General features: G+C 57.8%; 21 protein-coding genes, 1 pseudogene, 1 CRISPR repeat array and 1 riboswitch. Of the genes and pseudogenes, 16 read left to right on the top strand and 6 right to left on the bottom strand.

The window, feature by feature from the left end; genetic code table 11:
* Positions 1 to 40: 40 nt before the first annotated feature.
* Positions 41 to 850: a DUF6630 family protein gene (locus HMPREF7545_RS07545; protein ID WP_006695116.1), complete on the top strand. Its 810-nt coding sequence runs from the start codon at positions 41 to 43 to the stop codon at positions 848 to 850.
* Between the two features lie 207 nt (positions 851 to 1,057).
* On the opposite strand, the gene HMPREF7545_RS07540 is transcribed toward HMPREF7545_RS07545, so the two are convergent.
* The 6 genes from HMPREF7545_RS07540 to HMPREF7545_RS07515 all read right to left on the bottom strand — a co-directional run bounded on the left by HMPREF7545_RS07540 (position 1,058) and on the right by HMPREF7545_RS07515 (position 6,721).
* A complete protein-coding gene (locus HMPREF7545_RS07540; RefSeq protein ID WP_248681297.1) occupies positions 1,058 to 1,951 on the bottom strand; it encodes a hypothetical protein in 894 nt (297 codons plus the stop codon).
* 31 nt (positions 1,952 to 1,982) lie between these two features.
* Complete coding sequence (sucD, locus tag HMPREF7545_RS07535; RefSeq protein WP_006695114.1) at positions 1,983 to 2,888, bottom strand: succinate--CoA ligase subunit alpha; 906 nt, start codon at positions 2,886 to 2,888, stop codon at positions 1,983 to 1,985.
* Between the two features lie 15 nt (positions 2,889 to 2,903).
* Positions 2,904 to 4,094, bottom strand: a complete 1,191-nt coding sequence (gene sucC / locus HMPREF7545_RS07530; protein ID WP_006695113.1) for an ADP-forming succinate--CoA ligase subunit beta — start codon at positions 4,092 to 4,094, stop codon at positions 2,904 to 2,906.
* A 194-nt stretch (positions 4,095 to 4,288) separates the two neighbouring features.
* The gene (locus HMPREF7545_RS07525; RefSeq protein WP_006695112.1) at positions 4,289 to 4,504 is read right to left on the bottom strand and encodes a ferredoxin; all 216 of its coding nucleotides are present in this window, start codon (positions 4,502 to 4,504) and stop codon (positions 4,289 to 4,291) included.
* A 122-nt stretch (positions 4,505 to 4,626) separates the two neighbouring features.
* The gene (ptsP, locus tag HMPREF7545_RS07520; RefSeq protein ID WP_006695111.1) at positions 4,627 to 6,360 is read right to left on the bottom strand and encodes a phosphoenolpyruvate--protein phosphotransferase; all 1,734 of its coding nucleotides are present in this window, start codon (positions 6,358 to 6,360) and stop codon (positions 4,627 to 4,629) included.
* Positions 6,361 to 6,454: 94 nt separating this feature from the next.
* Positions 6,455 to 6,721, bottom strand: a complete 267-nt coding sequence (locus HMPREF7545_RS07515; protein ID WP_006696600.1) for an HPr family phosphocarrier protein — start codon at positions 6,719 to 6,721, stop codon at positions 6,455 to 6,457.
* Positions 6,722 to 7,018: 297 nt separating this feature from the next.
* Here HMPREF7545_RS07515 and HMPREF7545_RS07510 point away from each other — a divergent pair, with 297 nt between their 5' ends.
* The 15 genes and pseudogenes from HMPREF7545_RS07510 (at position 7,019) to HMPREF7545_RS10405 (ending at position 23,068) form a co-directional block, all read left to right on the top strand.
* The gene (locus HMPREF7545_RS07510) at positions 7,019 to 7,738 is read left to right on the top strand and encodes a tetratricopeptide repeat protein (protein ID WP_006695109.1); all 720 of its coding nucleotides are present in this window, start codon (positions 7,019 to 7,021) and stop codon (positions 7,736 to 7,738) included.
* Between the two features lie 27 nt (positions 7,739 to 7,765).
* Positions 7,766 to 8,668: a PRC-barrel domain-containing protein gene (locus HMPREF7545_RS07505; protein WP_006695108.1), complete on the top strand. Its 903-nt coding sequence runs from the start codon at positions 7,766 to 7,768 to the stop codon at positions 8,666 to 8,668.
* A 12-nt stretch (positions 8,669 to 8,680) separates the two neighbouring features.
* Positions 8,681 to 8,787, top strand: a riboswitch (TPP riboswitch).
* Positions 8,788 to 8,844: 57 nt separating this feature from the next.
* Positions 8,845 to 10,023 carry a putative hydroxymethylpyrimidine transporter CytX gene (gene cytX / locus HMPREF7545_RS07500; RefSeq protein WP_006695107.1) on the top strand — a complete coding sequence of 393 codons (1,179 nt, stop codon included), beginning with the start codon at positions 8,845 to 8,847 and terminating at the stop codon, positions 10,021 to 10,023.
* Between the two features lie 50 nt (positions 10,024 to 10,073).
* Entirely contained in the window at positions 10,074 to 10,895 is an 822-nt protein-coding gene (thiM, locus tag HMPREF7545_RS07495; RefSeq protein ID WP_006695106.1) for a hydroxyethylthiazole kinase, read from the top strand.
* A gap of 10 nt (positions 10,896 to 10,905) precedes the next feature.
* On the top strand, positions 10,906 to 11,712 hold the full coding sequence (gene thiD / locus HMPREF7545_RS07490) for a bifunctional hydroxymethylpyrimidine kinase/phosphomethylpyrimidine kinase (RefSeq protein ID WP_006695105.1): 807 nt from the start codon (positions 10,906 to 10,908) through the stop codon (positions 11,710 to 11,712).
* Between the two features lie 84 nt (positions 11,713 to 11,796).
* Positions 11,797 to 12,285: pseudogene (gene thiW, locus HMPREF7545_RS07485) on the top strand (energy coupling factor transporter S component ThiW).
* A gap of 60 nt (positions 12,286 to 12,345) precedes the next feature.
* Positions 12,346 to 13,611, top strand: coding sequence for a pectate lyase family protein (locus HMPREF7545_RS07480; protein ID WP_040571294.1), 1,266 nt, complete (start codon positions 12,346 to 12,348; stop codon positions 13,609 to 13,611).
* A gap of 271 nt (positions 13,612 to 13,882) precedes the next feature.
* Complete coding sequence (gene cas10, locus HMPREF7545_RS07475; protein WP_006695101.1) at positions 13,883 to 16,279, top strand: type III-A CRISPR-associated protein Cas10/Csm1; 2,397 nt, start codon at positions 13,883 to 13,885, stop codon at positions 16,277 to 16,279.
* Positions 16,272 to 16,721 carry a type III-A CRISPR-associated protein Csm2 gene (gene csm2, locus HMPREF7545_RS07470; protein WP_006695100.1) on the top strand — a complete coding sequence of 150 codons (450 nt, stop codon included), beginning with the start codon at positions 16,272 to 16,274 and terminating at the stop codon, positions 16,719 to 16,721. Before cas10 ends, csm2 begins: the two co-directional genes overlap by 8 nt.
* Positions 16,718 to 17,458, top strand: a complete 741-nt coding sequence (csm3, locus tag HMPREF7545_RS07465; RefSeq protein WP_006695099.1) for a type III-A CRISPR-associated RAMP protein Csm3 — start codon at positions 16,718 to 16,720, stop codon at positions 17,456 to 17,458. The genes csm2 and csm3 overlap by 4 nt, the downstream gene beginning before the upstream one ends.
* Positions 17,455 to 18,465 carry a type III-A CRISPR-associated RAMP protein Csm4 gene (csm4, locus tag HMPREF7545_RS07460; protein ID WP_006695098.1) on the top strand — a complete coding sequence of 337 codons (1,011 nt, stop codon included), beginning with the start codon at positions 17,455 to 17,457 and terminating at the stop codon, positions 18,463 to 18,465. The genes csm3 and csm4 overlap by 4 nt, the downstream gene beginning before the upstream one ends.
* Positions 18,462 to 19,694, top strand: a complete 1,233-nt coding sequence (gene csm5 / locus HMPREF7545_RS07455) for a type III-A CRISPR-associated RAMP protein Csm5 (protein WP_006695097.1) — start codon at positions 18,462 to 18,464, stop codon at positions 19,692 to 19,694. Before csm4 ends, csm5 begins: the two co-directional genes overlap by 4 nt.
* Positions 19,678 to 20,433 carry a CRISPR-associated endoribonuclease Cas6 gene (gene cas6 / locus HMPREF7545_RS07450; RefSeq protein WP_006695096.1) on the top strand — a complete coding sequence of 252 codons (756 nt, stop codon included), beginning with the start codon at positions 19,678 to 19,680 and terminating at the stop codon, positions 20,431 to 20,433. Before csm5 ends, cas6 begins: the two co-directional genes overlap by 17 nt.
* A 5-nt stretch (positions 20,434 to 20,438) precedes the next feature.
* On the top strand, positions 20,439 to 21,809 hold the full coding sequence (gene csm6 / locus HMPREF7545_RS07445) for a type III-A CRISPR-associated CARF protein Csm6 (protein WP_155812215.1): 1,371 nt from the start codon (positions 20,439 to 20,441) through the stop codon (positions 21,807 to 21,809).
* A 203-nt stretch (positions 21,810 to 22,012) separates the two neighbouring features.
* Positions 22,013 to 22,918: a CRISPR direct-repeat array (repeat unit 35 nt; unit sequence ATTTCAAAACCACATCCCCGCAAGGGGACGGAAAC).
* Positions 22,919 to 22,957: 39 nt separating this feature from the next.
* Positions 22,958 to 23,068, top strand: coding sequence for a CRISPR-associated endonuclease Cas1 (locus HMPREF7545_RS10405; protein ID WP_248681295.1), 111 nt, complete (start codon positions 22,958 to 22,960; stop codon positions 23,066 to 23,068).
* Positions 23,069 to 23,094 lie beyond the last annotated feature (26 nt).

Below are 23,094 nucleotides of genomic sequence, written 5' to 3'. Positions count from 1 at the left end.
AGGGGAGCTTTCTGGCTGCGGCATATTGCAGGAGATTTACATGAGTCTATACAATCTGATTCAGGCGAAGATATTCAGCACATATGAGGACTGGTGCTTGAAGAGCAGCTCGATGAACCGGCACGGCTTTCACATCGTGGGCATCGAGAACGAGTTGAAGTCAATGCGGGACGGACGCAATATGTTCGTGGAACTCTGCCCGCCGCGCGCAGTCGAGGGCTGCACGTCCATGAAGGCGGTGGGCGGGAAGGCTGCCGACCAGGCAGACCTGCTGCTGGAAATCGACGGGAAGAAGTATCGCCGTGCGGGGATTTCCTACGACGATGCTGCGCGGATCATGAAAGACTTCGTGCAAAAAAGAGTGCGCCCCGCTGCAAGGGAGTATGAGCCGATGGAGGACGACTCGAAAGCGATCGCAGATGCATTTGCTGCGCTGGCGGACATCCTGCTCGGGGACGCCGCGTATACGAAGAGCCTCCAGAAGAAGATGCAGGCGAAAGGCGCGGCGGGCGTTGACGTCGGGTGGGAAAGGCTCTGCAAAAAACTCGTGCGCAGCGGCAGGGCAATCGCGCTCGATTGGAAGAGCTGGAAGGAGGATTTTGTGGCTGCCGCAGACACGCTGTCAGCGGGCACGGGGCTCGCCGTCCATGCGGATATGCTCGGTGAAACGGACGGGATTCCCCTTTGGAGCAAGGCGGTGAACGCATCGTGGCACAATTATGTCCTCGCTGCGATGGACATGAACAACGAGGACTACGTCCTGCTCGTTCTGCCGCGGGCGGATTTTAGGCGCGCAGCAGAGTGTGCGCGTGCGCTTTTGCATCGGATCGCTCCTGCAGAGGAGATGTAAGGCTATATACAAAAACAGCGATTTGCACACCATGCAAATCGCTGTTTTTGATTGCCTTTCCTTCCTCATGCGACAGGCGCATCATGAGGAAGCGAGCATAGATTTCTTTCTATGGGTACGGCACATTGTGTTCGCCCTTTCGCCTCTTGGAACTTCATTTCGGGGAGATGTTCGCACATTTGCAAAGGGCCTTGGCGTTGATGCTCGTCAGCGGTCACCATAGGAAAATCCCTGCCAGGAATCGGCAAGCGCTTGGCGGGGATTCCTGTCGAGCTCAGCGTAGGGCTTCCATTGGATCGCTGCTTTCGTAGGATTGCCGCGGGAGGGGAGAAAATCGGCGAGAAATGCCTGAAACTCAGAGCCATACGGATCGGCATGCATTCTATACGGCACGTAGAATACAGCAGAGGCATCAACGAAGCCGGGCTGATTGGCGGACGAAGAATCTGCGTAGGAATATTTCGCCGCAACAGCGCTTACGTGAAGAATGCCGTCCTTTAGGAAAACCTGCTGATATTGGTGCATTGATTCCTCGCGGCCGTTTCTTCGCCCGGTGCGTATCCACGTATCAATATGATAGACGCGATTTCCGTCGATCATGACCATGGGGACATTATGCCCCCACAGGTAGGAAAGGTCGGGTGTGATGGTGTAGTCTGCCGGCGGAATATCCGTTCGTACAGGCTCGAGCCGCGTGCCGTCTGCGCTGATCTCGTAGACGTAGCTGTCGATGCTGCGGGGGATGCTTGTCATTGCTGTCATCGCTTGGAGAGCAGGCTCTCCAAGGCCTGCAGCCTTTGCCTCCAAAAAGGCGGAAACATCAAAGTACAGGCCTCGAATGAGCAACTCGAGTCGTCCGTTTGCGTCCAGATCGGTAACGGCATAGGAGATGCCTGACATATCATCAGACCAATCCGTTTTTTCTTTGCCGAGGTGCCACATCTGTTCCGTCAAGGAGATATCCCTGCTCCACACTTCTTTGCTGTGTGCGATGATGTCGAGCTGGGTATCGACTGCGGGCGGAGCCGCGCAGGCAGGCAATGAAAGGCTGAGGGTAAGCGAGGTGAGGACTGCGGGAATGATTTTGTGTAAAAAATTCACAATGCGTTCTCTTTGCATGGAAGGAGCGGCCTCAGCAGGTGCGGCACTTGTCATAGATGCCTTTATCCTTGAGCAGCTTGACCATGGTCTCGCCGATGTGCGCGACGGTCTCTGCGACGGGAATGCCTGCCGCGTTGAGCGCTGCGACCTTGTCCGCTGCTGTGCCCTTGCCGCCGGAGATGATCGCGCCGGCATGTCCCATGCGTTTGCCCGGAGGTGCCTGACGACCGGCGATGAATGCGCCGACGGGCTTGTCGGGCATGTTCTCCTTGATCCAGGCGGCGGCCTCCTCCTCTGCTGTGCCGCCGATCTCGCCGATCATGAGCACGGCGTAGGTGTCGGGATCGTCGCGGAAGAGCTGCAATACGTCGATGAAATCAAGTCCCTTGACCGGGTCACCGCCGATGCCGACGGTGGTGGTCTGTCCGATGCCGGCGTTCGTGAGCTGGAATGCCGCTTCGTATGTGAGGGTACCGGAGCGCGAGACGAGGCCGACGTGGCCGGGCTTGCTGACGCTGCCGGGCGTGATGCCGACCTTCGACTGCCCGGAGGTGAGGAGACCCGGGCAGTTCGGCCCGAGGAAGCGCGTCTTTTTCCCCCGCATGTAGCGGCGTACCTTGACCATATCGAGAACGGGAATGTTCTCGGTGATGCAGACGACGAGATCGAGTTCCGCGTCGATCGCCTCGAGGATGGCGTCCGCAGCAAAGCGCGCGGGGACGTAGATGACGGAGACGGTTGCACCGGTCGCATCGACCGCATCCTTGACGGTGTTGAATACGGGGACGCCGAGCGCCGTCTGTCCCGCCTTGCCGGGGGTGACGCCGGCGACAATCTGCGTGCCGTATTTGAGCATCTGCTCCGTGTGGAACATCGCCGCTGTGCCGGTGATGCCCTGGACGATGACTTTGGTGTCCTTATCAATCAGAACTGACATGGTGCGCCCTCCCTCTTAGTTCTTAGCCGCAGCGACAAGTTTCACGATCTGCTCGGCGCCGCCCTCCATCGTGGGCGCGGCAAATACGTTGGTGATAGGGGTGTTCCGCAGGATCTCGCGCCCCTCTTCGACCATCGAACCCTCGAGGCGTACGACGACGGGAACGGGGAGGGAACTGCCGTCCTTGGAGATGATATGTGCGGCCTCGATGATGCCCTTTGCGATGTTGTCGCAGCGGTTGATGCCGCCCATGATATTGACGAAGATGCCCTTTGCCTGACCGCCTTCGAGCATGATGCTGAATGCCTTGGCGATCTTCTCGGGCGCGGAGTCGCCGCCGACGTCGAGGAAGTTCGCCGGCTCGCCGCCGTAGAACTTGAGCATGTCAACGGTCGCCATCGCAAGCCCTGCGCCGTTGACCATGCATGCGACGTCACCACCGAGGTTGACGTAGTTGAGCCCCGCTGCCGCCGCTATGCGCTCCTTCGGATCCTCCTCGCTCTCGTCGCGCAGCATCGCGATGTCAGAGTGGCGGAAGAGCGCACTGTCGTCGAAGTTGAGCTTTGCGTCGAGCACGACGATTTTGTCGTCCTCGGTGAGGACGAGCGGATTGATCTCGAGCTGAGAGCAGTCTTTGTCAACGAATGCAGTGTAAAGCTTCTGCATGGTTGAAACGGCTCTGCGGATGGCGGTCTCCGGGATGTTGATGGCATATGCCATGCGCGTCGCTTGGAATCCTGCCAGACCGATGACGGGATCGATGTATTCCTTGATGATCTTCTCGGGTGTCTCGGCAGCGACTTTTTCGATCTCGACGCCGCCCTCCTCCGAGCCCATCATGACGACGCTTGCCGTATGGCGGTCGATGATAAAGGAGAGATAGTATTCCTTCTTGATCTTTGACGCCTCTTCGATGAGGAGGCGTTCGACGACTTTGCCCTCGGGACCGGTCTGATGTGTGACGAGAACCTTGCCGAGAAGTTCCTGTGCGACGGCACGGACTTCTTCGGCGCTCTTTGCGAGCTTCACGCCGCCGGCTTTGCCGCGCCCGCCCGCATGGATCTGCGCCTTGACAACGACAACAGGAGTATCGAGTTTTTCAGCATTGGTGACGGCCTCTTGGACACTGAACGCGGGCAGCCCGTTTGGTACGTTGACGCCGAACTCACGCAGTATCTGCTTGGACTGGTACTCGTGAATGTTCATCTGGTTAAGCCTCCTTTAATTATTATGAGCAGAACTCCAGTATAGCTGCTATATTACGCTTCTTTTTGCGGAATGTCTAGCGATTTCGGTGCGGCGCATGATTGAAAAACTTGGTGCTGCATAAATATTTTCTATAAATGTGATGAAGCTTTATAAATATTGAAACGCAGAGGCGATTCACTGTCATGCTGACATCACGTCTTCTCGGAGGCAGAGGCAGCAATCGCACCGACGGGACAGTCCTCGGCCGCCTCCAGTGCGTCGTCCTGCTCGAGACAGGTCGGCTGCCGCAGGATGACGGCGGAGCGCTGCGTGCGGTCGATATGAAAGACAGCGGGCAGCCGCTCCTCACACATGCCGCAGGAGATGCATGCTGTCGAATCAATGGAAAGATTCATGAAAGTCACCAAAATGAAAATTTCCTGCTGCGCCGAAGCACAGCAGGAGTTTTTTCAAAATAAATATAACACACGCTTATAGTATGCCGCAGTCGGATGGATCTGTCTGTGACTCGGGCAACAGTTTGCCTCTCTCAGATTTCCGCGCTGGCATCGGATGCCTTGAGCACTTTGTGCAGGTAGGTGCGGATCTCGACGCCGTGTTCCATCTTCATGATGTCGTCAAGGAGCTCCTTCGCCTGCGCCGAGGTGACGGAGCGGATCATCTCCTTGACGCGCGGGATGGACGGTGCACTCATGGAGAGCTCTGTGATGCCCATGCCGAGCAGGATGACGGCGGCATAGGGGTCGCTCGCCATCTCGCCGCACATGCCGGCCCAGATGCCGTGTTCGTGCGCACTCTGGATCGTGCGTTGGATGAGGCGCAGGACGGCGGGGTTGAACGGGTTGTAGAGGTGTGCGATCTGGGCGTTGCCGCGGTCGACCGCGAGAGTGTACTGGATGAGATCGTTCGTGCCGATGCTGAAAAAGTCGACGTACTGTGCGAGCAGCGGGGAGATGACAGCGGCGGCCGGCGTCTCGACCATGATGCCGATCTGCACGTCGTCGGAGTACTCCTTGCCCTCGTGGGCGAGCTCGAGCTTCGCCTGCTCGACGAGTTTCAGCACGCGCTGAATCTCGCTGACGCTGATGACCATCGGGACCATCATCGCTGCTTTGCCGTAGAGACCGGCACGCAGGATCGCCTTGATCTGCGGAAGGAAGAGGTCATGCCGGTCGAGGCTGATGCGCAGCGCTCGGTAGCCGAGGAACGGGTTCTCCTCGGGGTCGATGTTGAGATAGGGCAGAGGCTTGTCGCCGCCGATGTCCATGGTGCGGATGATGCAGATATTCCCGTCGCATTTCTCGACCGCGGCGCTGTACGCCTTGAACTGATCCTCCTCCGTCGGAATTGTCGTCGAGCCCATGAAGACGAACTCGGAGCGGAAGAGGCCGACGCCCTCCGCGCCGTAGGTGAGCGCGTTGTCCACATCCATATGCGTGCCGATGTTTGCTGTGAGCTCGATGCGCACGCCGTCCTTTGTTACGGCCGGCAGATCCTTGAGTGCGGCATAGTGCGCCGCGAGCTTCTTCTGTTCCTCGAGTTTGCCCTCATAGAGGGTGCGCTCCTCCTCGGTCGGGCGGATGATGATGTCGCCGCGACTGCCGTCGAGGATGACCTCGTCGCCGTCGTTGATGCGGCTGATCTTGTCGCCGATGCCGAGAACCGTCGGGATGGCGCGCGCCTTTGCGATGATGACGACGTGGCTGGTTGCGCTGCCGGAGCCGAGGATGACGCCCGCGATCTGCTCGGTCGGCATGCCGGCGACGACGGACGGCTCGATCTCCTCTCCGCAGAGGATGACCTGGCCTGCACCGATCTCTGGTTCCTTGACGCCGAGGACGTATTTCGCGATGCGCTTGCCGACATCGCGCAGGTCAACAGCGCGGGCGGCGAAGTACTCGTCCTCCATCTGCTCAAAGAGCTGTGCCTGTTCGTTTGCAGCGTCGAGGATGCCCTGCGGAGCGCTGCCTGTCGCCTCGATTTTCGTTTTGATGTTTTCCGCCATCATGGGATCCTGCACCATCATGCGGTGCGCTTCGAGGATCGCCGCCTGCTCCGTCTGCTCCTCTTTGCGCAGACGTTCGATGGTCGTGAGGAGAATTTCGGTGACGGCAACGATCGCCGCCTCCGCCTTGCCCTGCTCCTCGGCAATGCTGCCGGGATGATAGGCAGCGAGATAGCCGTCAAGATTCTGGCCCGCGAGCATGACCTGACCGACGGCAATGCCTGAGATGACCCCTTTTCCACGGATCGTTTCCGCCATATGTGACACCCCTCCTGATATTTAGTCTATGAATGCTTACGAAAAAACGCCGCGAGGCGAAACGATGCACTGCCTCGGGCGTTTTCAAACAGGCTTACTCTTCGCCGAACTTCGAGTTGACGAGATCGGCGAGCTCCTTCACGGCAGCTGCCTCGTCCTCCCCCTCGGCAATGATGGTGAGCTCCGTGCCCTTGACGAGGCCCATGCTCATCAGCATGAGGATGCTCTTGGCGTCAACCTTCTTGCCCTTCGCCTCGATTTGGATCTTGGACTTGAACTTCGTTGCCGTCTGAACGAATACCGATGCGGGACGCGCATGAATGCCCGTCTTGTTCTCGATCATAACTGTTTCCTGCGTCATGTGAACATCTCCCATCCGTTAGTCAGTCTGTCTGTATTCCCCCCGCACACGTCCGCTGCATACCGTGGATGCGCCCGTCATGCGCGAATGAATGTCACGGTCATTATACTATAAAAAGCGAAATGAAAAAAGAGTAGAAGGAAAAAAGTTTTTTGGGAAAAAGATTAGTTTTTTCCCACAATATTTCTCCTGCGAAGAAGGATTTTGTCCCTCTGTGTCGAAACCAACTTAGAATACCTGTATGCGGCAGTGCATTTGCCGCATCGGGAGACGGCTGCACGAAGGGAAGTGACGGCGATGCAGACGCAGATTCGGCTCTCTTCGCTTGCCTTTGCCGCGCTCATCAGCGCTGCGCTCGTTGCGGGAGCGATCGCCCTGCATCCGCCGCTCACGCGGGCCTACTGCATACGGTTCGCGGGACTGATCGCAGGGGCAGGGCTCGTCGTGACGCTCTACGACCGTGCGATGACGGCACACGCGCGGCGGCGTGCGGAGGAGGAGCTGCGTACCTTTACGGAGGAGCATGCTGAGGAATCTGCGCGCGCCGCAGCGGAGGACGGGACAGCGCCCGATTCGCCGGGGCAGGAGCCTGCCGCGCTGCCGAGCGATGCTGCAGCGGCTGCGGACGACGATCTGCCGGAGAGTCTCGACGGTCTGCTCGATGCTGCGCACGCAGCCACGGAGCATATGCCGCTGCGTGCAGTTGCAGCGTATCGCCGGGCGCTTGCGCGCTATCCGGACGACTCGTATATGCCCTATCTCATCATCGAGCTCTCCACGCTCTACAAGCGTATGGGGGACTATGATGCGGCGCTGGCGCTCTTTGACGAGATGCTCGCACTGCCCGTCGTCGCAAAGAACGCCGTCGTGGTGCAGGAGTTTCAGCGCTCCCGCAGATTTTTGGGCGCCGTTTCTGCCATGCTCGCCGCGCAGGGGACGCCCGCGCTTCCCTACGGAGAGATTCCGAAGGAACTGCTTGCGGAGGCGGACCGCCGCGCAGAGCATCCAACCATCTGACATTTTTGGTAAAATGGAGGAATACAAATGAAGAAAAGCGTTGACATCCTGGGACTTCCCGTCATCAGCATCACCGAGGGCCGCGAGCTCGGCATGAGCAAGACCCTGCTCATTGATGCGCCGAACCGCGTTGTGGCGGCGATCACGATTGAGGACGAGGACTGGTATCGCGGAGTCAAGCTCATTCCCTACGATAATGTCATTGCGGTCGGCGATGATGCGGTCACGGTCAACCACAGCGAAAACATCCTGACGCTCGATGCGGCCGGCGATTTCGAGACCCTGCTCGACGACAACATCCGCGTGATCGGCACGAAGGCAATCACGCGCACGGGCGTCATTCAGGGGACGATCACCGAGATCTTCATCGGCAAGGACGGCAGCATCGAAAAGTGCGAGATCACGGCGCCTGAGGGCTCTACGTCCGAGGTGACGGCGGATCAGGTCTCGATCTTCGGCAAGGAAGTTACGGTCATCTCTCCGGAGGGGGACGCCGGAAAAAAATCTGACGCAGCGGATGCGCCGGCGGCATCCGCTGTGACAACGTCCGCAGAAGAGCCTGCGGCTGAGCCGGCAACAGAACCTGCTGCCGAGGAGCCTGCGGCCTCCGCTGAGACTCCGGCAGAGGATACGGCTGCGGCGGCGGAACCATCCGCCGAGCCCACGATTGAGGAGCTCGCGGTAGAGGATGCGCCGGCAGAGACTCCTGCGGCAGAAGCGGCCGCTGAGGAGCCGGCTGAGGATAAGAATGCGGACCGCGTGAATGAGGATCGTCACCGCCGCTTCCTGCTCGGCAAGAAGGCGACGCGCACGATCAAGATGGACAACGGCGTCGTCATCGTTGAGGCAGGTGCCGACATCACCGAGGAAGTCCTGCAGAAGGCGAAGCTCGGCAACAAGTTCATCGAGCTCTCGATGAGCGCACAGTAAATAGACAATTTACAACCGAATAGGGGGAGCTGCCATACGGCGGCTGAGAGGGGACGATGCGTCCCGACCCGGAACCTGATTTGGGTAATGCCAACGTAGGGATAAACATGCGCACAGCAGCGCGGCTATGTCAGTTGGCATGGCCGCGTTTTTTTCATATAATAAAGGAGTCTGTCATGGAAAAGAGGACAAGCATTCATGCGAATGCGCTCATATGGTTCGGCGCAGGCGTGTCGCTCGCGGAGATTTTAACGGGAACATTCTTTGCGCCGCTGGGGTTTCGCGACGGCGGCATCGCCATCATCGCGGGACATGTGATCGGCTGCTTCCTGCTCTTTCTCGCCGGTCTCATCGGCGCGCGGACACGGCGCAGCGCGATGGAGACGGTGAAGATGGCGTTCGGGGCGCGCGGGGGACTGCTCTTTGCGGTGCTGAACGTCATGCAGCTCGTCGGCTGGACATCGATCATGATCTACGACGGTGCGCTTGCGGCCAACAGTGTGATGGATGCGGGACACTGGCTCTGGTGCCTCGTGATCGGTGTGCTCATCATCGTCTGGGTCCGCATCGGGATTCTCCGCATTGAGCGCGTGAACGCCGTCGCCATGACGGGGCTCTTCCTCCTCACGGTGCTCCTCTGCAGCGTCATCATGGGCGGGGCGGGCACAGCGGAGGGCAGCGCCGCAGGCGAGGCGATGAGCTTTGCGATGGCGCTTGAGCTCTCGATTGCCATGCCGCTCTCGTGGCTGCCGCTCATCTCGGACTACACGCGCGCGGCGGAGAAACCCGCGGGGGCTGCGGCCGTCAGCGCACTCGTCTACGGCCTCGTCAGCTGCTGGATGTACTTCATCGGCATGGGGGCGGCGATCTTTACGGGCGAAAATGACATCGCGCAGATCATGCTTCACGCGGGACTCGGCGTGGCCGGGCTCGGTGTCGTCATCCTATCCACCGTGACGACCACCTATCTCGACGCATACTCGGCGGGCGTTTCGAGCGAGAGCATTGTGCGCGGCGCATCGGGGCGGACAGTCGGCATCGGCGTGACCGTGTTCGGCGCACTTGCCGCGTGTCTCTATCCGATGGACGACATCACGGGATTCCTCTACATCATCGGCTCAGTCTTTGTGCCGATGATCGCCGTGCAGATCGCGAGCTGTTTCCTCCTGCGCGAGGATGCCTCGGGGCGCAGCGTGCATGCTGTCAACCTCGGCGTCTGGTTCGTCGGATTCCTCTGCTACCGTTGCCTCATGACGCTCAACACGCCCGTCGGCAGCACCCTGCCGACCATGGCCGTCACCCTCGTGCTCGTATTGATTGCAAATCGTGTGTTGGGGAAGAGAATCGAGCAATAAGCCGTCCCTGCCGCAGCGCGCGGTCAAGACGCATCAATTGAAAGGATATCATGCATACATCTATCATCGATCAGATCCGCAGGACGACCCCGCTCGTACACTGCATCACCAACTATGTCACGGTCAACGACGTCGCGAACGTCCTGCTCGCGATCGGCGCGCGCCCCATCATGGCAGATGATCCCGCCGAGGTCGAGGAGATCACGGCGCTCTGCGCGGGGCTCTGCATCAATATCGGCACACTGAACGCGCGTACGATTCCGAGCATGCTCCTTGCCGGAAAGCGCGCACGGGCGCTCGGTCATCCCGTCGTGCTCGACCCTGTCGGTGCGGGCGCGAGCAAACTGCGCACGGAGACGGCGCTGCAGATTCTCGATGAAGTTCGTCCTGCAGTCGTGCGCGGAAACATCTCCGAGATCCGCACGCTTGCCGTCGGCAGCGGCAGCACACAGGGCGTTGATGCCAGCGCGGCGGATGCCGTCACCGAGGAGAATCTTGCGGAGACTGCCGCGTTTGTACGCGGCTTTGCTGCACGTACGGGTTGCATCGCCGCCGTCACGGGGGCGATTGACCTCATCTCAGACGGAACGGACTGCTATGCGGTGCGGAACGGACATCCCGAGATGGGGCAGGTCACGGGCACGGGCTGCCAGCTCTCCGCGCTCCTCGCGGCGGCGCTTGCCTCCGCGCCTGATGCGCCTCTTTCAGCGGTCACAGAAACCGCGGCACTCATGGGCACCGCGGGCGAACTGGCTCGGGCGCGCATGGAGGAGTACGACGGCAACGCATCCTACCGCACGCGCATCATTGACGCCATCTGCTGCATGACGGCGCAGGAACTCGCTGACCATGCGAAGATCACGAGCGTATGAGGAGGGGACTATGATGAAAATGCATACGGCACTGACCATTGCGGGCAGCGACTCCAGCGGCGGGGCGGGGATTCAGGCAGACCTCAAGACCATGACGGCGCACGGCGTCTACGGCATGAGCGCCGTCACGGCACTCACCGCGCAGAATACGACGGGCGTTACAGATATCCTTGCCGTGCCGCCCGCCTTCCTCGCGGCGCAGCTTGACGCCGTCTTTGCCGATATTCCGCCCGATGCCGTCAAGATCGGCATGGTCGCGGACGCCGCACTCATCCATGTCATCGCGGAGAAACTTGACGAATATGACGCAAAAAATGTTGTTGTTGACCCCGTCATGGTCGCGACCAGCGGGGCGCGTCTCATCAGCGAGGATGCCGTGGAGGCGCTCGTCAGCGAGCTTTTGCCCCGCGCGGCGCTCATCACGCCGAACATCCCCGAGGCGGAGGTGCTTGCCGACATGGCGATCACGGACCGCACTGCCATGACCGCCGCAGCGGCGCGCATCCATGAACGCACGCATGCGGCCGTTCTGATGAAGGGCGGGCACAGCGTTGATGATGCGAATGATCTTCTCGTCGATGATACGGGCGCGCGCTGGTTCGAGGGACGGCGCATCGCGACGTCGAATACCCACGGCACCGGCTGCACCCTCTCGAGCGCCATTGCGTCCAACCTCGCGCGCGGCATAGACACAGACAGCGCCGTCGCGCAGGCAAAGGCATATCTCTCCGGCGCCCTCGCGGCGGGGCTCGACCTTGGACACGGGAGCGGTCCGCTCGCACATACCTTTGACCTGAAGAGCCGCTTTATCGTGTAAGCTCCGGCCTTCCCCGCTGCGGCGGAGGAGGGGGACCACTCGCCGGAGTGGCAGAAGGGCCGCTTTTACCGAAGGAGATTATCAATGCTTGACACACGAACCCGTAAACTCACCCTCGCCGGCATCTTCGTCGCTGCCGCCGTCCTCGGCGGCGTATTCAGCTTTCCCGTGCTCGGCAGCCGCTGCGCGCCCATGTAGCACCTCGTCAACATCCTCGCTGCCGTATTCCTCGGACCGCTCTGGGGCGTCGGCGCTGCGTTCGCTGCGAGCCTCCTGCGCAACATCGCGGGAGTCGGCACACTCATGGCATTTCCCGGCAGCATGATCGGTGCGCTCTGCTGCGGGCTCGCCTACCACTATACGAAGCGCCTCGGTATCACCTGTATCGCCGAGGGACTCGGCACGGGGCTGATCGGCGCGCTCGCCGCCTATCCCGTCGCCGTCCTCCTCATGGGGCTGAACCCCGCGAGCTATACCGTCTACATCGTCCCCTTCCTCCTCTCCACGAGTGCGGGCAGCCTCCTCGCCTATGTCCTCCTGCGCTTCCTGCTGCCGAAGCTGCGGCAGGATTGAATACCTTGTATACAGATCCGTTGTATGATATTCTGTTTAAGGGGGGATGAGGAGAAGAATATGAAAAAAATAATTTTGCTGATTGCTTGCATCGGAGCGTTAGCAGCTGTTTTTCGATTGCTGTTCGTCCAGAGTCCGATGGCAAAACCGGATTTTATACGGGAAGTGCTCGCCCAAAATGATGGATTTGCTTCAGAGGGCAGCGGCACGACCGGCGGTGCTGCTGCGGTGCAGGACAATATATTTCGCGTGACCAATAAGCAGGAGTTAGTTGCCGCACTTGGGGATCGAAAAAACACAGAACCTAGGATTTTGATGATCTATGGAACGATTGACTTTGATACGGATGCGGATGGCAAGCGGCTAACGATGACCGATTATATGGCGGAGGGCTATGATTTTCAGCAGTATTTGGAATCGCATGCGCCGCATAGTACAGCGCCGAAAAGCCTAAAAGAAGAGCAGGAGGAAAAAAGAAAACAATCTCAAAAAAATCAGGGAAAAAACATCATGGTTCATGTCCCTGCCAATACGAGCATCATTGGAATTGAAAATGCGAAATTAAAGGGCGTGGATTTAGTCCTCAATGCGGATAATATTATCATCCGAAATATCATGTTTGAGTCCCCTTATGATTATTTCCCGTCGTGGGATCCAAACGATGGGCCGGAAGGCAACTGGAATTCCCAGTATGACAGCATTACGATCAGTGGCGGCACGCATATTTGGATCGATCATTGTCATTTCGAGGATGGGAAGGAGCCGACGGAAACGTATTTTAATCGTGAATACGAGCATCGAGACGGCTTGCTTGATATCACAAATCAAGCGGATCACATCACGATGTCATACAATGTTTTTGAACGACATAATAAAGCAATTTTGATCGGGAACAGCGATTCAAAAACAGCGGACGAGGGGAAGCTGAATGTGACGCTGCATCATAATTATTTCCATAATCTGGTTCAGCGCGCTCCAAGAGTGAGATTGGGCAAGGTTCATGTCTACAACAATTATTACCAATCCGATGATGAGAGCGGCGCGTATCGCTATGCGTATTCGTTGGGCGTTGGGAAAAATTCAAAAATATATGCCGAAAACAATGTCGCAGAGATCGAAGGCAGAACGTATAAAGATTTTGTGAAAGTGTTTGGCGGCACTGCGCTTACAGCGATCAATAATATCTTTAACGGTGAGAAAATCGATACATTCAATGATCGTTTATCGGCGGTCGAATGGACACCGGAACGATACATTAAAATCGACGATGTGAATGAGGTGAAAGAAAACGTTTTACAGCATGCAGGTGTGCTAAAGAAGCACTGATAAATTCAGCCACGCTGTCTTAGCGCATCTTTTTGCCAGCACTGCGCCCGCGATCCTCCATATAGCCCTTGCAGTGTTAGGTTTGTCTCCTTGGCAGGGCGAAAAATCTGCACCAATCTGACAGACTTCATTTTATCAGCGATTTCTATAAGCAAAGCAGCCGCGTGCTGCTTTTTTTGTTGCAGTCTTGAAAATTTGCAGGAATTTTCATCGGGAGAGAGAATATTTTTTATTAGTTTGAGATTAAGGGTAAACGAAAGGAGATGAGGCTATGGAAGATCTGTGTGAACGGATCGAACGGGCGGCACTCCTGCGCGCCGTCCGCATTCTCGCGGCGCGTGCGCATCCTGCTGCACACGATGCGGGGACGGCATTCCTCGCAGAATACTGCGCGGAGGATGCGGCGCTTTTGCAACTGCTGCGTGCCGACGCAGGCGCATCCGACGACGCGATTGGATGGATCCTCGATGCTGCGCAGCGGCTTGCCGGTGCGGGAACATCCGCATCGGAGCATGCCGCGCCGCATGAGCCCGCACACCTTGAGAGCGTGTTCAATCGCTTCGGTGCTGCCGATGGGGCGAAGGAGGGCTTTCCAATCCGCAGTCTGACGGATGGGGCGGGGATGCTCTTCCCGCGCCCCGTCGGCGACCTCGATGACGCAGTGCGCGGTCATCGGGAGGTCTGCGATCGGCTCGCGAGACACTTTGCACGCAAATCCCCCGTACACATGCCGCTTGGCGAACTCCTGCGCGTCATCGAGGAGACGATGAGCTATGTGCCGTCCCCTGCGGGCGCGGACATCTCGCTCTACGACTACGCACGCATGACAGCGGCGTACGCGGCTGCGCTCCATCGCTATGCGGCGGCGCAGGACATCCACAGTGCACACACATACGAGGAGCGGGGCGGTGCGACATTGCCCGCATTCCTCCTCGTGTCAGCGGACATCTCGGGGATACAGCCGTTCATCTATGCGATCCCGTCCAAGGGCGCACTCAAGAGCCTGCGCGGCCGCTCGTTCTACCTCGAGATCCTGCTTGAGAACATCGTAGACGAGATTCTCGCCGCGTGCGGCATCAGCCGCAGTGCACTCCTCTATACGGGCGGCGGACACTTCTACCTGCTCCTGCCGAACACCGAGGACGTGCAGAACATTCTCGCACGCTGCCATACGGAGGTCAACAACTGGATGCTGGAGCACTTCGGCAGCAGCCTCTACCTCGCGATGGCGTGGACGGCGTGCACGGGCGCGGAGCTTGCGGGGCAGGGTACACAGGAGGCGTTTCACCGCGTGAGCGAGGGGCTTTCGGCGGAAAAACTTTGCCGCTACTCTGAGGAGCAGCTCGCAGCGATGTTCATGCCTGAGAGCGACTGGAACAAAACGCGGGACAAGGAACGCGAGTGCGGCGTCTGCCGTACCTCCACAGCACATCTCATGCCCTACCCCGCCGACCCCTCCATTGAGGCGTGCGGGATGTGCTCTCATCTCTTCACCTTTGGCGAGCGCATCCTGACAAAGAACGCCTTCTGCGTCTCTGCAGAGCGCAGTGCGGAGGCGCTCTCCCTGCCCGGCATCGGGCGTACACTCTACCTCACGGCAGAGGAGCTGGACGATGTCGACCGTCTCTCGTATAAGATCGATCGCATCTATGCGAAGAACGCAGCGTACACGGGCGATCTGCCCGTCGCACACCTCTGGCTCGGCGACTACTCTGCGCGTGAAAACAAGGCGGTGCTCGAGATGGAGAACCTTGCACGGCGCAGCGGCGGCACGGAGGATAGCAAGGGTATCCCGCGCATCGGTGTCATGCGCGCCGACGTGGACAACCTCGGCGCGGCATTCCTCGCGGGATTCCCGTCGGAGTACGTCACCATGACGCGAACGGCGGCACTTTCGCAGCGGCTCTCGCTCTTTTTCAAGCACTACATCAACGATATCTGCGATGGAAAGTTCAGTACACACTTCTCCCTCTTTGGCAGGGAAAAGAAGGCGACACGTGACGTTCATATCGTCTACTCGGGCGGAGACGACATCTTCCTCCTCGGCGCGTGGGATGACATCGTCGAACTCGCCGTCGACCTCAGACGCGCATTCCTCCGCTTTACGAGCGGAAAGCTTCATTTCTCAGCAGGAATCGGGTTCTTCAAGGACAAATGCCCCATTGCAGAGATGGCACGCCGTACAGGCGATCTCGAATCACGCGCGAAAGATCTGCGCGATGCGGACGGGCGCCCGAAGAAGGACAGTGTTGCACTCTTCGGTGCGGTCACGGAGGGGCGCTCTCTCGCGGAGTTCGAGACGCATGCGCAGGTCTACGGCTGGGATGACTTCATCGACAATGTTTGTGGGGAAAAACTCACATTTCTGCATGAGAATTGCTCCTTTGAAGAGGGCGGTAACGGGGCGCGGCTGAACCTCGGCAAGAGTGCTGTCTATCGGATGCTCACCCTTTTGGAGCAGGACGGACAAATCCAGCTCGCACGCTTCGCATACATGCTGGCGCGCCTCGACCCGGGGACAAAGAGTCCTCTGCAGGAGGCATATCGGCGCGTGCGTGCGCAGCTCTACGAATGGTATCGCGCACCATCCGAGCGCAGACAGCTGTCAACTGCATTCCAGCTGATCATATACAGCATCCGAGAGAAGGGAGAGAACATCGATGGCTGAGACAATCAAAAAACTGACGGAGACGGATGATATTGCAGGAAAAGCAGAGAAGATCATCCTCGGGCTCAAAAATGACAGACTGCTCGGGGGAACAAATGGACTGACAACCAACCAGATCCGTAAATTCCTCACGGCGGTCAACACGCTGACGAACAAGATCATCCTATATCGCTATCAGCAGATGAAGGCACGGGGGAGGGAGCAGGAAAAGGCATTTGAGATGAGCGATGAGCTTGCCAAGGCGGTTCGATTCCTAAAGGTCAAGCTTGCCTATCAGGTCGCGCGTGGGAATAAGGGCGTCAAGAGATTCGCGGAGGATACGCGGCTGAAGGAGTACATCGACACTGTCGGCACGGATCTCAGAGAGTACATGGCGTTCGCACAGTTCATCGAGGCACTTGTTGCCTATCACAAATTTTATGGGGAAAAGGAAGGAGAATGATGATGGAGCAGCAGGATACAAGACAGCGCGCGCTGAAAGGAAAACTTGAGATTGAGGCGATATTGTGTCTCAAGACTGGTCTACACATTGGCGCTTCCTCTGATTTTTCACCCATCGGTGCAGTTGACAGCCCGTTTTTGCGTGACCCGATGACGAAGCGGCCGATTATTCCCGGCAGCTCGCTCAAAGGAAAGATTCGTACCCTCCTTGCGCGCAGCTTCTCAACAAATGAATACTTCCTGAATAAGATTGATGAGGATAGCACTACGATTCAGCGTCTCTTTGGCTCTGCAGCACAGGGCAAAGCGGGAGGCAAGGCGGCACGCCTTCAGTTCTCGGATATCCGCATGAGGAAGGAATCCTATCAATATTTTGCTGAGATGGAGCTGGATACGTACATCGGTGAGATCAAATTCGAGAACACCATCAGCCGCATCAGTGCCGCCGCAAACCCGCGCCAGATCGAGCGCGTTCCCGCCGGCGCAGAGTTCGACTTCCGCCTTGTTTACAACATCGAGGACGAGGGTGAGCTGGCAGAGGACATGCAACTCCTCGCTAACGGTATTCGCCTCCTGCAGATGGACTACCTCGGCGGGCACGGCTCGCGCGGTTACGGCAGAGTGTCGTTGCACGACTTTCATGTAAAACACTTCACGCTCTCTGCCGAGAACGCCATGACACAGGAACGGTTGCAGGGGCTTGCGGACTTACTGGAGAAAGGTGGCGGATCCGTGTGAGCTATGTGATCTATCCGCTGCACTTTAGGACTGCCGTCCGCTTCGGTGTGCCGGGACGCGGCGGCAGACTGGACGAGGCATGCATGGAGTACCCCGCCGATGCACTCTTTGGTGCACTCTGCGCAGAGCTCGCCGCCTCTGGCGAAACCGAGGAGCTTGGGCGACTCGCAGAGACTGTTGAGCGCGGCGACCTGCGTCTCTCCGACCTCCTGCCGTGGCAGCGGCGGGAACATGACGGCGCACTTGCCCTCTTCCTCCCGCGCCCCGTCCTGCGCATTGAGCATACACAGGCACAGGAGCGCGAGGACTACCGCAGCACCTGTGAGAATGCTACCATGCGCAAGAAGCAGAAAAAACTGAAATACATTCGCGCCTGCCGCATGCAGGACTACATCTGTGCCATGCAGAGCGGGAACCCCTTTGAGGACCGCGAGTTCGATGCCAATTTCGGCATGGAGTCTTTGCGCCAACGTGTGAATCGACGGGGAGAGGAGCCTTTGCCCTACTATGTCGCACAGTTCGACTTTCGTACAGAGGCGGGGCTTTACCTCATCGCTTGCGTTCGTGATGAGAAGACGATCTCGTGGCTGCACCGCCTCCTTGTGTGGCTTGGTACTGCGGGCATCGGCGGCAAGCGTACGAGCGGCTATGGCAAATTTCGTGCCGGCGAAATCATCCACATGGACGCGGACGATGGCGGCGACATTGCAGCGCTCAGAGACATGCTCGCAGCAGACAGTGCCCCGTGGCAGCTCGCACTCGCGCCCGTCCTCCCGACAGCGGACGATCTTGCTACCGTCAAGCGCGGTGCCTATCGTCTGCGCCGTGCGGGCGGCTTCATCAGCTATCCCGTTCATTCTGCCGAGAAGAAGAACAGCGTCTACCTCCTCGACGCGGGCTCGTGTTTTCCTGCGCGGATTAGCGGCACGTGCGGTATGCTGGGGACACATGATGGGCATCCTGTCTGGCGCTATGGCTATGGATTTTATGCGGGGGTGACAGCATGAGAGGCGATATGGTTCGGCAGACCTATGAGATCAAGTGCATCGCCCCCGTCCACATCGGCTCGGGGGAGGAACTGAGAACATTCGAGTATCTCTACGATAGAGACAAACTCGAGATGAGTCTCCTGCACGAGTCCAAATGGCTCGCCTTTCTTGATGCGCGCGGGCTCACCGATGCGTTCATCAAATACATCGAGATCGAGGGGCAGGGCAACAGATCACGCAACCTGCTCGAGTGGCTGACTGCCAACCGTGTCACTGAGGCGGATCTGCGCAAGGCGGGTGTCATCCGCCGCAGAGTCCCCGTTGCGATGCTCTCGGAGAAAAAATACCGAAACCGCAAGCCCAACCTCAACAAAGTCGTGTGTCACCTCGTGCGCGCCGACAACGCGCACCCCTACATCCCCGGCAGCACCATCAAGGGTGCGTTGCGTACGGGCATCCTCTACCATCTCATTCGCAAAGACCCCGCGCGTTTTCGCGCCTACTGGCAGGAAATCTCTTCCGTCAAAGGTTCACTGAAGGAAAAAGAGCACAAGTGGAACGAGATTATCCTGCGGCTCGAACAGGAACTCCTGCACACCCTCACCTATGAGGACACAGAGCGCGGGGATGCCGCCGCGAGCGCACTGCGCGGACTCTCTGTCAGCGACGCGATGCTCGTTGGATGCGTGGCAAAAGCCCCGACCGTCATCGTACAGAAAATCGACGCAACAACCCTCATCAAGCCTGGTGAAAAGCGCGGCGAAAGCCCGATCGTTCTCTTTCGCGAGTGTATCCCAGCAGACAGCAGACTGCGCTTTACCATCACTGCGAACCTCCCTATGCTTCACGCGGCGGGCATTGACTCCCTGCCGTCCGTCCTCAATATGCTGCGCGCCTATACCCTCGACGGACTGACACGCCAACAGCGCGTCTTTGAGGCCATTGATGCCAAATACTACGGCGATCTCTTTGCCGATATCGGAAAGTACAAGGCGAACGCACTTCTCGGCGGGGGCACGGGCTTCCTCTCCAAGACGCTCACCTATGCACTTGCAGACAAAGAAACGGATGCACGACGTTTTGCGGCGGCGTATTTCGACGAGCAGTTCACCAACCCATCGCACAAGCACAGAGAGACGGATACGCAGCTTACCCCGCGCACACTCAAGAGAGCACAGACCGATGGGGCGGACTGGCTCATGGGGCTCTGCTCCATCACAGGAGTTGGCAATGCTGAGACGCTTTGAGGCGGAGCTGCGCCTGCCCGACGGCGCGCGTGCGCCTTCTTCCATGGGCTCCGTCCTCCACGGTGCGCTCATGGAACTCCTGCCGGAGGACTACGCCGACGCTCTCCACACGCAGAACCTGCGCCCCTACAGCCAGAGTATCCGCTGGGACAAAGAACGGGAGCGCGTCATTTGGCGCATTGGCACACTCGATCAGACGGCGGGCGAGATCATCGGGACAGTACTGCAGAGCTTGGAGCACATCCATCTCAGACAAAAGGGCTACACCGTCGACGTGCAAAACATACAATGCGTCGAGGAGCGCAGCTATCAGGACATCGCCGATGAATACTTTCGCGCGGAGACCGCACCGCGCGGTGCAGAGCTCCACTTTCTCACGCCGACCAGCTTCAAACAGGGCGGCGCATACATCATCCTGCCTGAGAGCACACTCATCCTGCAGAGCCTCCTCGCACGGTGGAACAGATTCTGCCCCGACATCCGCATCGAGGAGGACGACCTCGCGCAGACCCTTGCAGCGCATACGCGCCTCACGCGCTATACACTGCGCTCCGTAGGATTCTCTGTCGATGGTTACAACATCCGCGGATTTCGCGGACAGATTGTCCTACAGTTCGCGGGCAGCGACATGGTGCGCCGCATCCTCGGCACACTCCTCGCCTTTGCTCCCTACGCTGGCATCGGCATCAAAACCGCCCTCGGCATGGGCGCGGTAGAGACTGACATCTGGAAAGGATGAACGAGATGAAGCGAATTTTGTTCTCGCCCATTGGAACAACCGACCCTGTGAGCAGCAACAACTTCCATGATGGTGGTTGCCTGCACATCCTGCGCCACTATCAGCCCGAGCGCGTTGTCCTCTTCTTCACCAAGGAGATGGGCGAGATCGAGCGGAACGAGAAGCGTTACACTACAGCTGTTCGGTATGTTGCCCCTGACTGCATCATCGACCCGCCGATCTTCACTGACATTGTGGATGCAAGCCGCTATGAGGAGTTCAGTCAGATCCTGCCGCAGACTGTGCAGGATCTCCTGCAAAAGTACCCCGAGCACGAGATCCTGCTCAACCTCAGTTCGGGTACCCCCCAGATCAAGACTATCCTCGCCATGCTTGCCGCAGACAATGAGCGATGCATCGGCATACAGACTGTTACACCTGAGAGGCGTGCGAATAATCCGCAAAAGATCACCCCCGAAGAACTTCAGTCTATGCTTCAGATGAATGAAGACAACAAGCCCGGGGCGGTACGCCGCTGTGATGAGCCACCACTCAAAATTTTTCGTTACCACGCGGAGAAGAACCGCATCCTTGCTCTTATCCATTCGTACGAATACAATGCCGCACTTACCCTTGCACGCAATAGCCGTCTCGTTCCCACCGATGCGAAAACGCTGCTCAAACATGCTGCTGCCCGCACCATGCTCCTTCCCGACAAGGCACGTAAAATCCTGCCTGAGTACAACGGACAGAAACTGTTCCTGTTCAAGGAAGACGAAGAGCGCATCGTCGAATACTTCCTCGTCATGCAGATCGATCAGGAGAACGAACGCCTTTCCAACTTCATGCTGCGCATCACACCCTTCCTCTATGAATTCCTGCACGACTACGTCGCAAAAAATGTGAAGGGCGGCAGAAAGAATGCACAGCACATCGACAACCTCTGTATCAAAAAGTACAATACCGATGGCTACATACTACAGCGCAAGAAAATCGAAAAAAATGCGCGGAACTTCCTAGACCTGCTGGATCAGGAATTTGCGGGATCAAATGCCCACCAATACACCAATACCGACCTGTCCTTCTTGTTGCTCATCCACTACTGTACCTATATGCAGGAGGCAGGGCTGGCAAAGGATGCACAACTTCACAGCGATATGATGGACGAACTCGGCAAGCTGGGGACCGTCAGAAAAGTACGCAATAGTGTCGCTCACGTCATCGTCAACGTGACACGCGAGAGCTTTCAGAAGGACACACAGATGACCCCACCCGCGCTTATGGACACCTTTGCCAAGATGCTCACCCTCGTCTATGGAACGAAAGTCAAGGAGGCACGCACAACCTATAGCCGCATCAACAACTGGCTCGAAGAAGCCCTCGAAATCCACGAATAAGGAAGATGTCTGCTCTTTGTGCCGGCGGGATTGTGCGTCATGGAGCATTATGCTATACTGCACGTAGAATCTGCGCCGCACTTAGAGCCGCAATGACTGCAAAGAATTTTCGAACAAGAGCTGCCGCGAAAAGGAGGGGAATCTCATTCGCACCGCAAAAGTATTTTTTCATGCAGTCAGCACAAGGCATCCCAACGCAAGGAATTTCAAAACCACATCCCCGCAAGGGGACGGAAATTTGATGCGTGCAAGGTAGCCTTCGGCTTCCGCGTCAAATTTCAAAACCACATCCCCGCAAGGGGACGGAAATTCACCAGCAGTAGCGGTGACGGAGAGAAGGTTGTTAAAATTTCAAAACCACATCCCCGCAAGGGGACGGAAACTGACTTGCAGACGCGTTATCCTGCGATCCGATATCCGATTTCAAAACCACATCCCCGCAAGGGGACGGAAACGTGCTGGACGGAACATCAACCATAAGGTCGCCTTCTCAATTTCAAAACCACATCCCCGCAAGGGGACGGAAACTATACATCTCCGCGCGGATATTGGCATAGCGCTGTGCATATTTCAAAACCACATCCCCGCAAGGGGACGGAAACTCTTCCTCCTATTTCACGAGACTAATCACCTTGCATTTCAAAACCATATCCCCGCAAGGGGACGGAAACCCATTCATCTTCTTCGAGATCCAATTCTGAAGAGAAGTATTTCAAAACTACATCCCCGCAAGGGGACGGAAACTCTGCGCCCGTTGTACCTGCCTTAACGCACTCAAGGCGAGCATTTCAAAACTACATCCCCGCAAGGGGACGGAAACTCTGCGCCCGTTGTACCTGCCTTAACGCACTCAAGGCGAGCATTTCAAAACTACATCCCCGCAAGGGGACGGAAACTGCTCCCACTTCCCGCCGCGCCAGTAGAGGTCATATCATTTCAAAACCATATCCCCGCAAGGGGACGGAAATATCGGGAGATGTACGCCGTAGTGCTTGGCGAGCGTATTTCAAAACCACATCCCCGCAAGGGGACGGAAACTCCAATCGGCCGCGTACAAAATCAACGGGCTTTGCCATTTCAAAACCACATCCCCGCAAGGGGGCGGATTTTCCAAGGATGTTCTCTTTTACACGGAAGGAGTCTGAGCAATGAGTTTTGCCTATATCACGGAGGAAGGGGCGTTCATCCGGAAGCGCGGCGGGAATTTTACGGTAGGGCGTAATGAGGAGTCTGTGATGGAGATTCCCGCAGACGCTTGAGGGTCTGACGCTGATCGACACGGTGC

The sequence above is a fragment of the Centipeda noxia ATCC 43541 genome (assembly GCF_000160555.1).
GTDB lineage: Bacteria > Bacillota > Negativicutes > Selenomonadales > Selenomonadaceae > Centipeda > Centipeda noxia.
Note: the sequence above shows the minus strand (reverse complement) of the source record. Positions and strands in the feature narration are given on the sequence as shown.

Excerpts from the sequence above, each read along its gene's own strand:
- HMPREF7545_RS07545 (WP_006695116.1), top strand. The coding sequence starts at position 41 with ATGAGTCTATACAATCTGATTCAGGCGAAGATATTCAGCACATATGAG.
- sucD (WP_006695114.1), bottom strand. The coding sequence starts at position 2,888 with ATGTCAGTTCTGATTGATAAGGACACCAAAGTCATCGTCCAGGGCATC.
- sucC (WP_006695113.1), bottom strand. The coding sequence starts at position 4,094 with ATGAACATTCACGAGTACCAGTCCAAGCAGATACTGCGTGAGTTCGGC.
- ptsP (WP_006695111.1), bottom strand. The coding sequence starts at position 6,360 with ATGGCGGAAACGATCCGTGGAAAAGGGGTCATCTCAGGCATTGCCGTC.
- HMPREF7545_RS07515 (WP_006696600.1), bottom strand. The coding sequence starts at position 6,721 with ATGACGCAGGAAACAGTTATGATCGAGAACAAGACGGGCATTCATGCG.
- HMPREF7545_RS07510 (WP_006695109.1), top strand. The coding sequence starts at position 7,019 with ATGCAGACGCAGATTCGGCTCTCTTCGCTTGCCTTTGCCGCGCTCATC.
- HMPREF7545_RS07505 (WP_006695108.1), top strand. The coding sequence starts at position 7,766 with ATGAAGAAAAGCGTTGACATCCTGGGACTTCCCGTCATCAGCATCACC.
- cytX (WP_006695107.1), top strand. The coding sequence starts at position 8,845 with ATGGAAAAGAGGACAAGCATTCATGCGAATGCGCTCATATGGTTCGGC.
- thiM (WP_006695106.1), top strand. The coding sequence starts at position 10,074 with ATGCATACATCTATCATCGATCAGATCCGCAGGACGACCCCGCTCGTA.
- thiD (WP_006695105.1), top strand. The coding sequence starts at position 10,906 with ATGATGAAAATGCATACGGCACTGACCATTGCGGGCAGCGACTCCAGC.
- HMPREF7545_RS07480 (WP_040571294.1), top strand. The coding sequence starts at position 12,346 with ATGAAAAAAATAATTTTGCTGATTGCTTGCATCGGAGCGTTAGCAGCT.
- cas10 (WP_006695101.1), top strand. The coding sequence starts at position 13,883 with ATGGAAGATCTGTGTGAACGGATCGAACGGGCGGCACTCCTGCGCGCC.
- csm2 (WP_006695100.1), top strand. The coding sequence starts at position 16,272 with ATGGCTGAGACAATCAAAAAACTGACGGAGACGGATGATATTGCAGGA.
- csm3 (WP_006695099.1), top strand. The coding sequence starts at position 16,718 with ATGATGATGGAGCAGCAGGATACAAGACAGCGCGCGCTGAAAGGAAAA.
- csm5 (WP_006695097.1), top strand. The coding sequence starts at position 18,462 with ATGAGAGGCGATATGGTTCGGCAGACCTATGAGATCAAGTGCATCGCC.
- cas6 (WP_006695096.1), top strand. The coding sequence starts at position 19,678 with ATGCTGAGACGCTTTGAGGCGGAGCTGCGCCTGCCCGACGGCGCGCGT.
- csm6 (WP_155812215.1), top strand. The coding sequence starts at position 20,439 with ATGAAGCGAATTTTGTTCTCGCCCATTGGAACAACCGACCCTGTGAGC.
- HMPREF7545_RS10405 (WP_248681295.1), top strand. The coding sequence starts at position 22,958 with ATGAGTTTTGCCTATATCACGGAGGAAGGGGCGTTCATCCGGAAGCGC.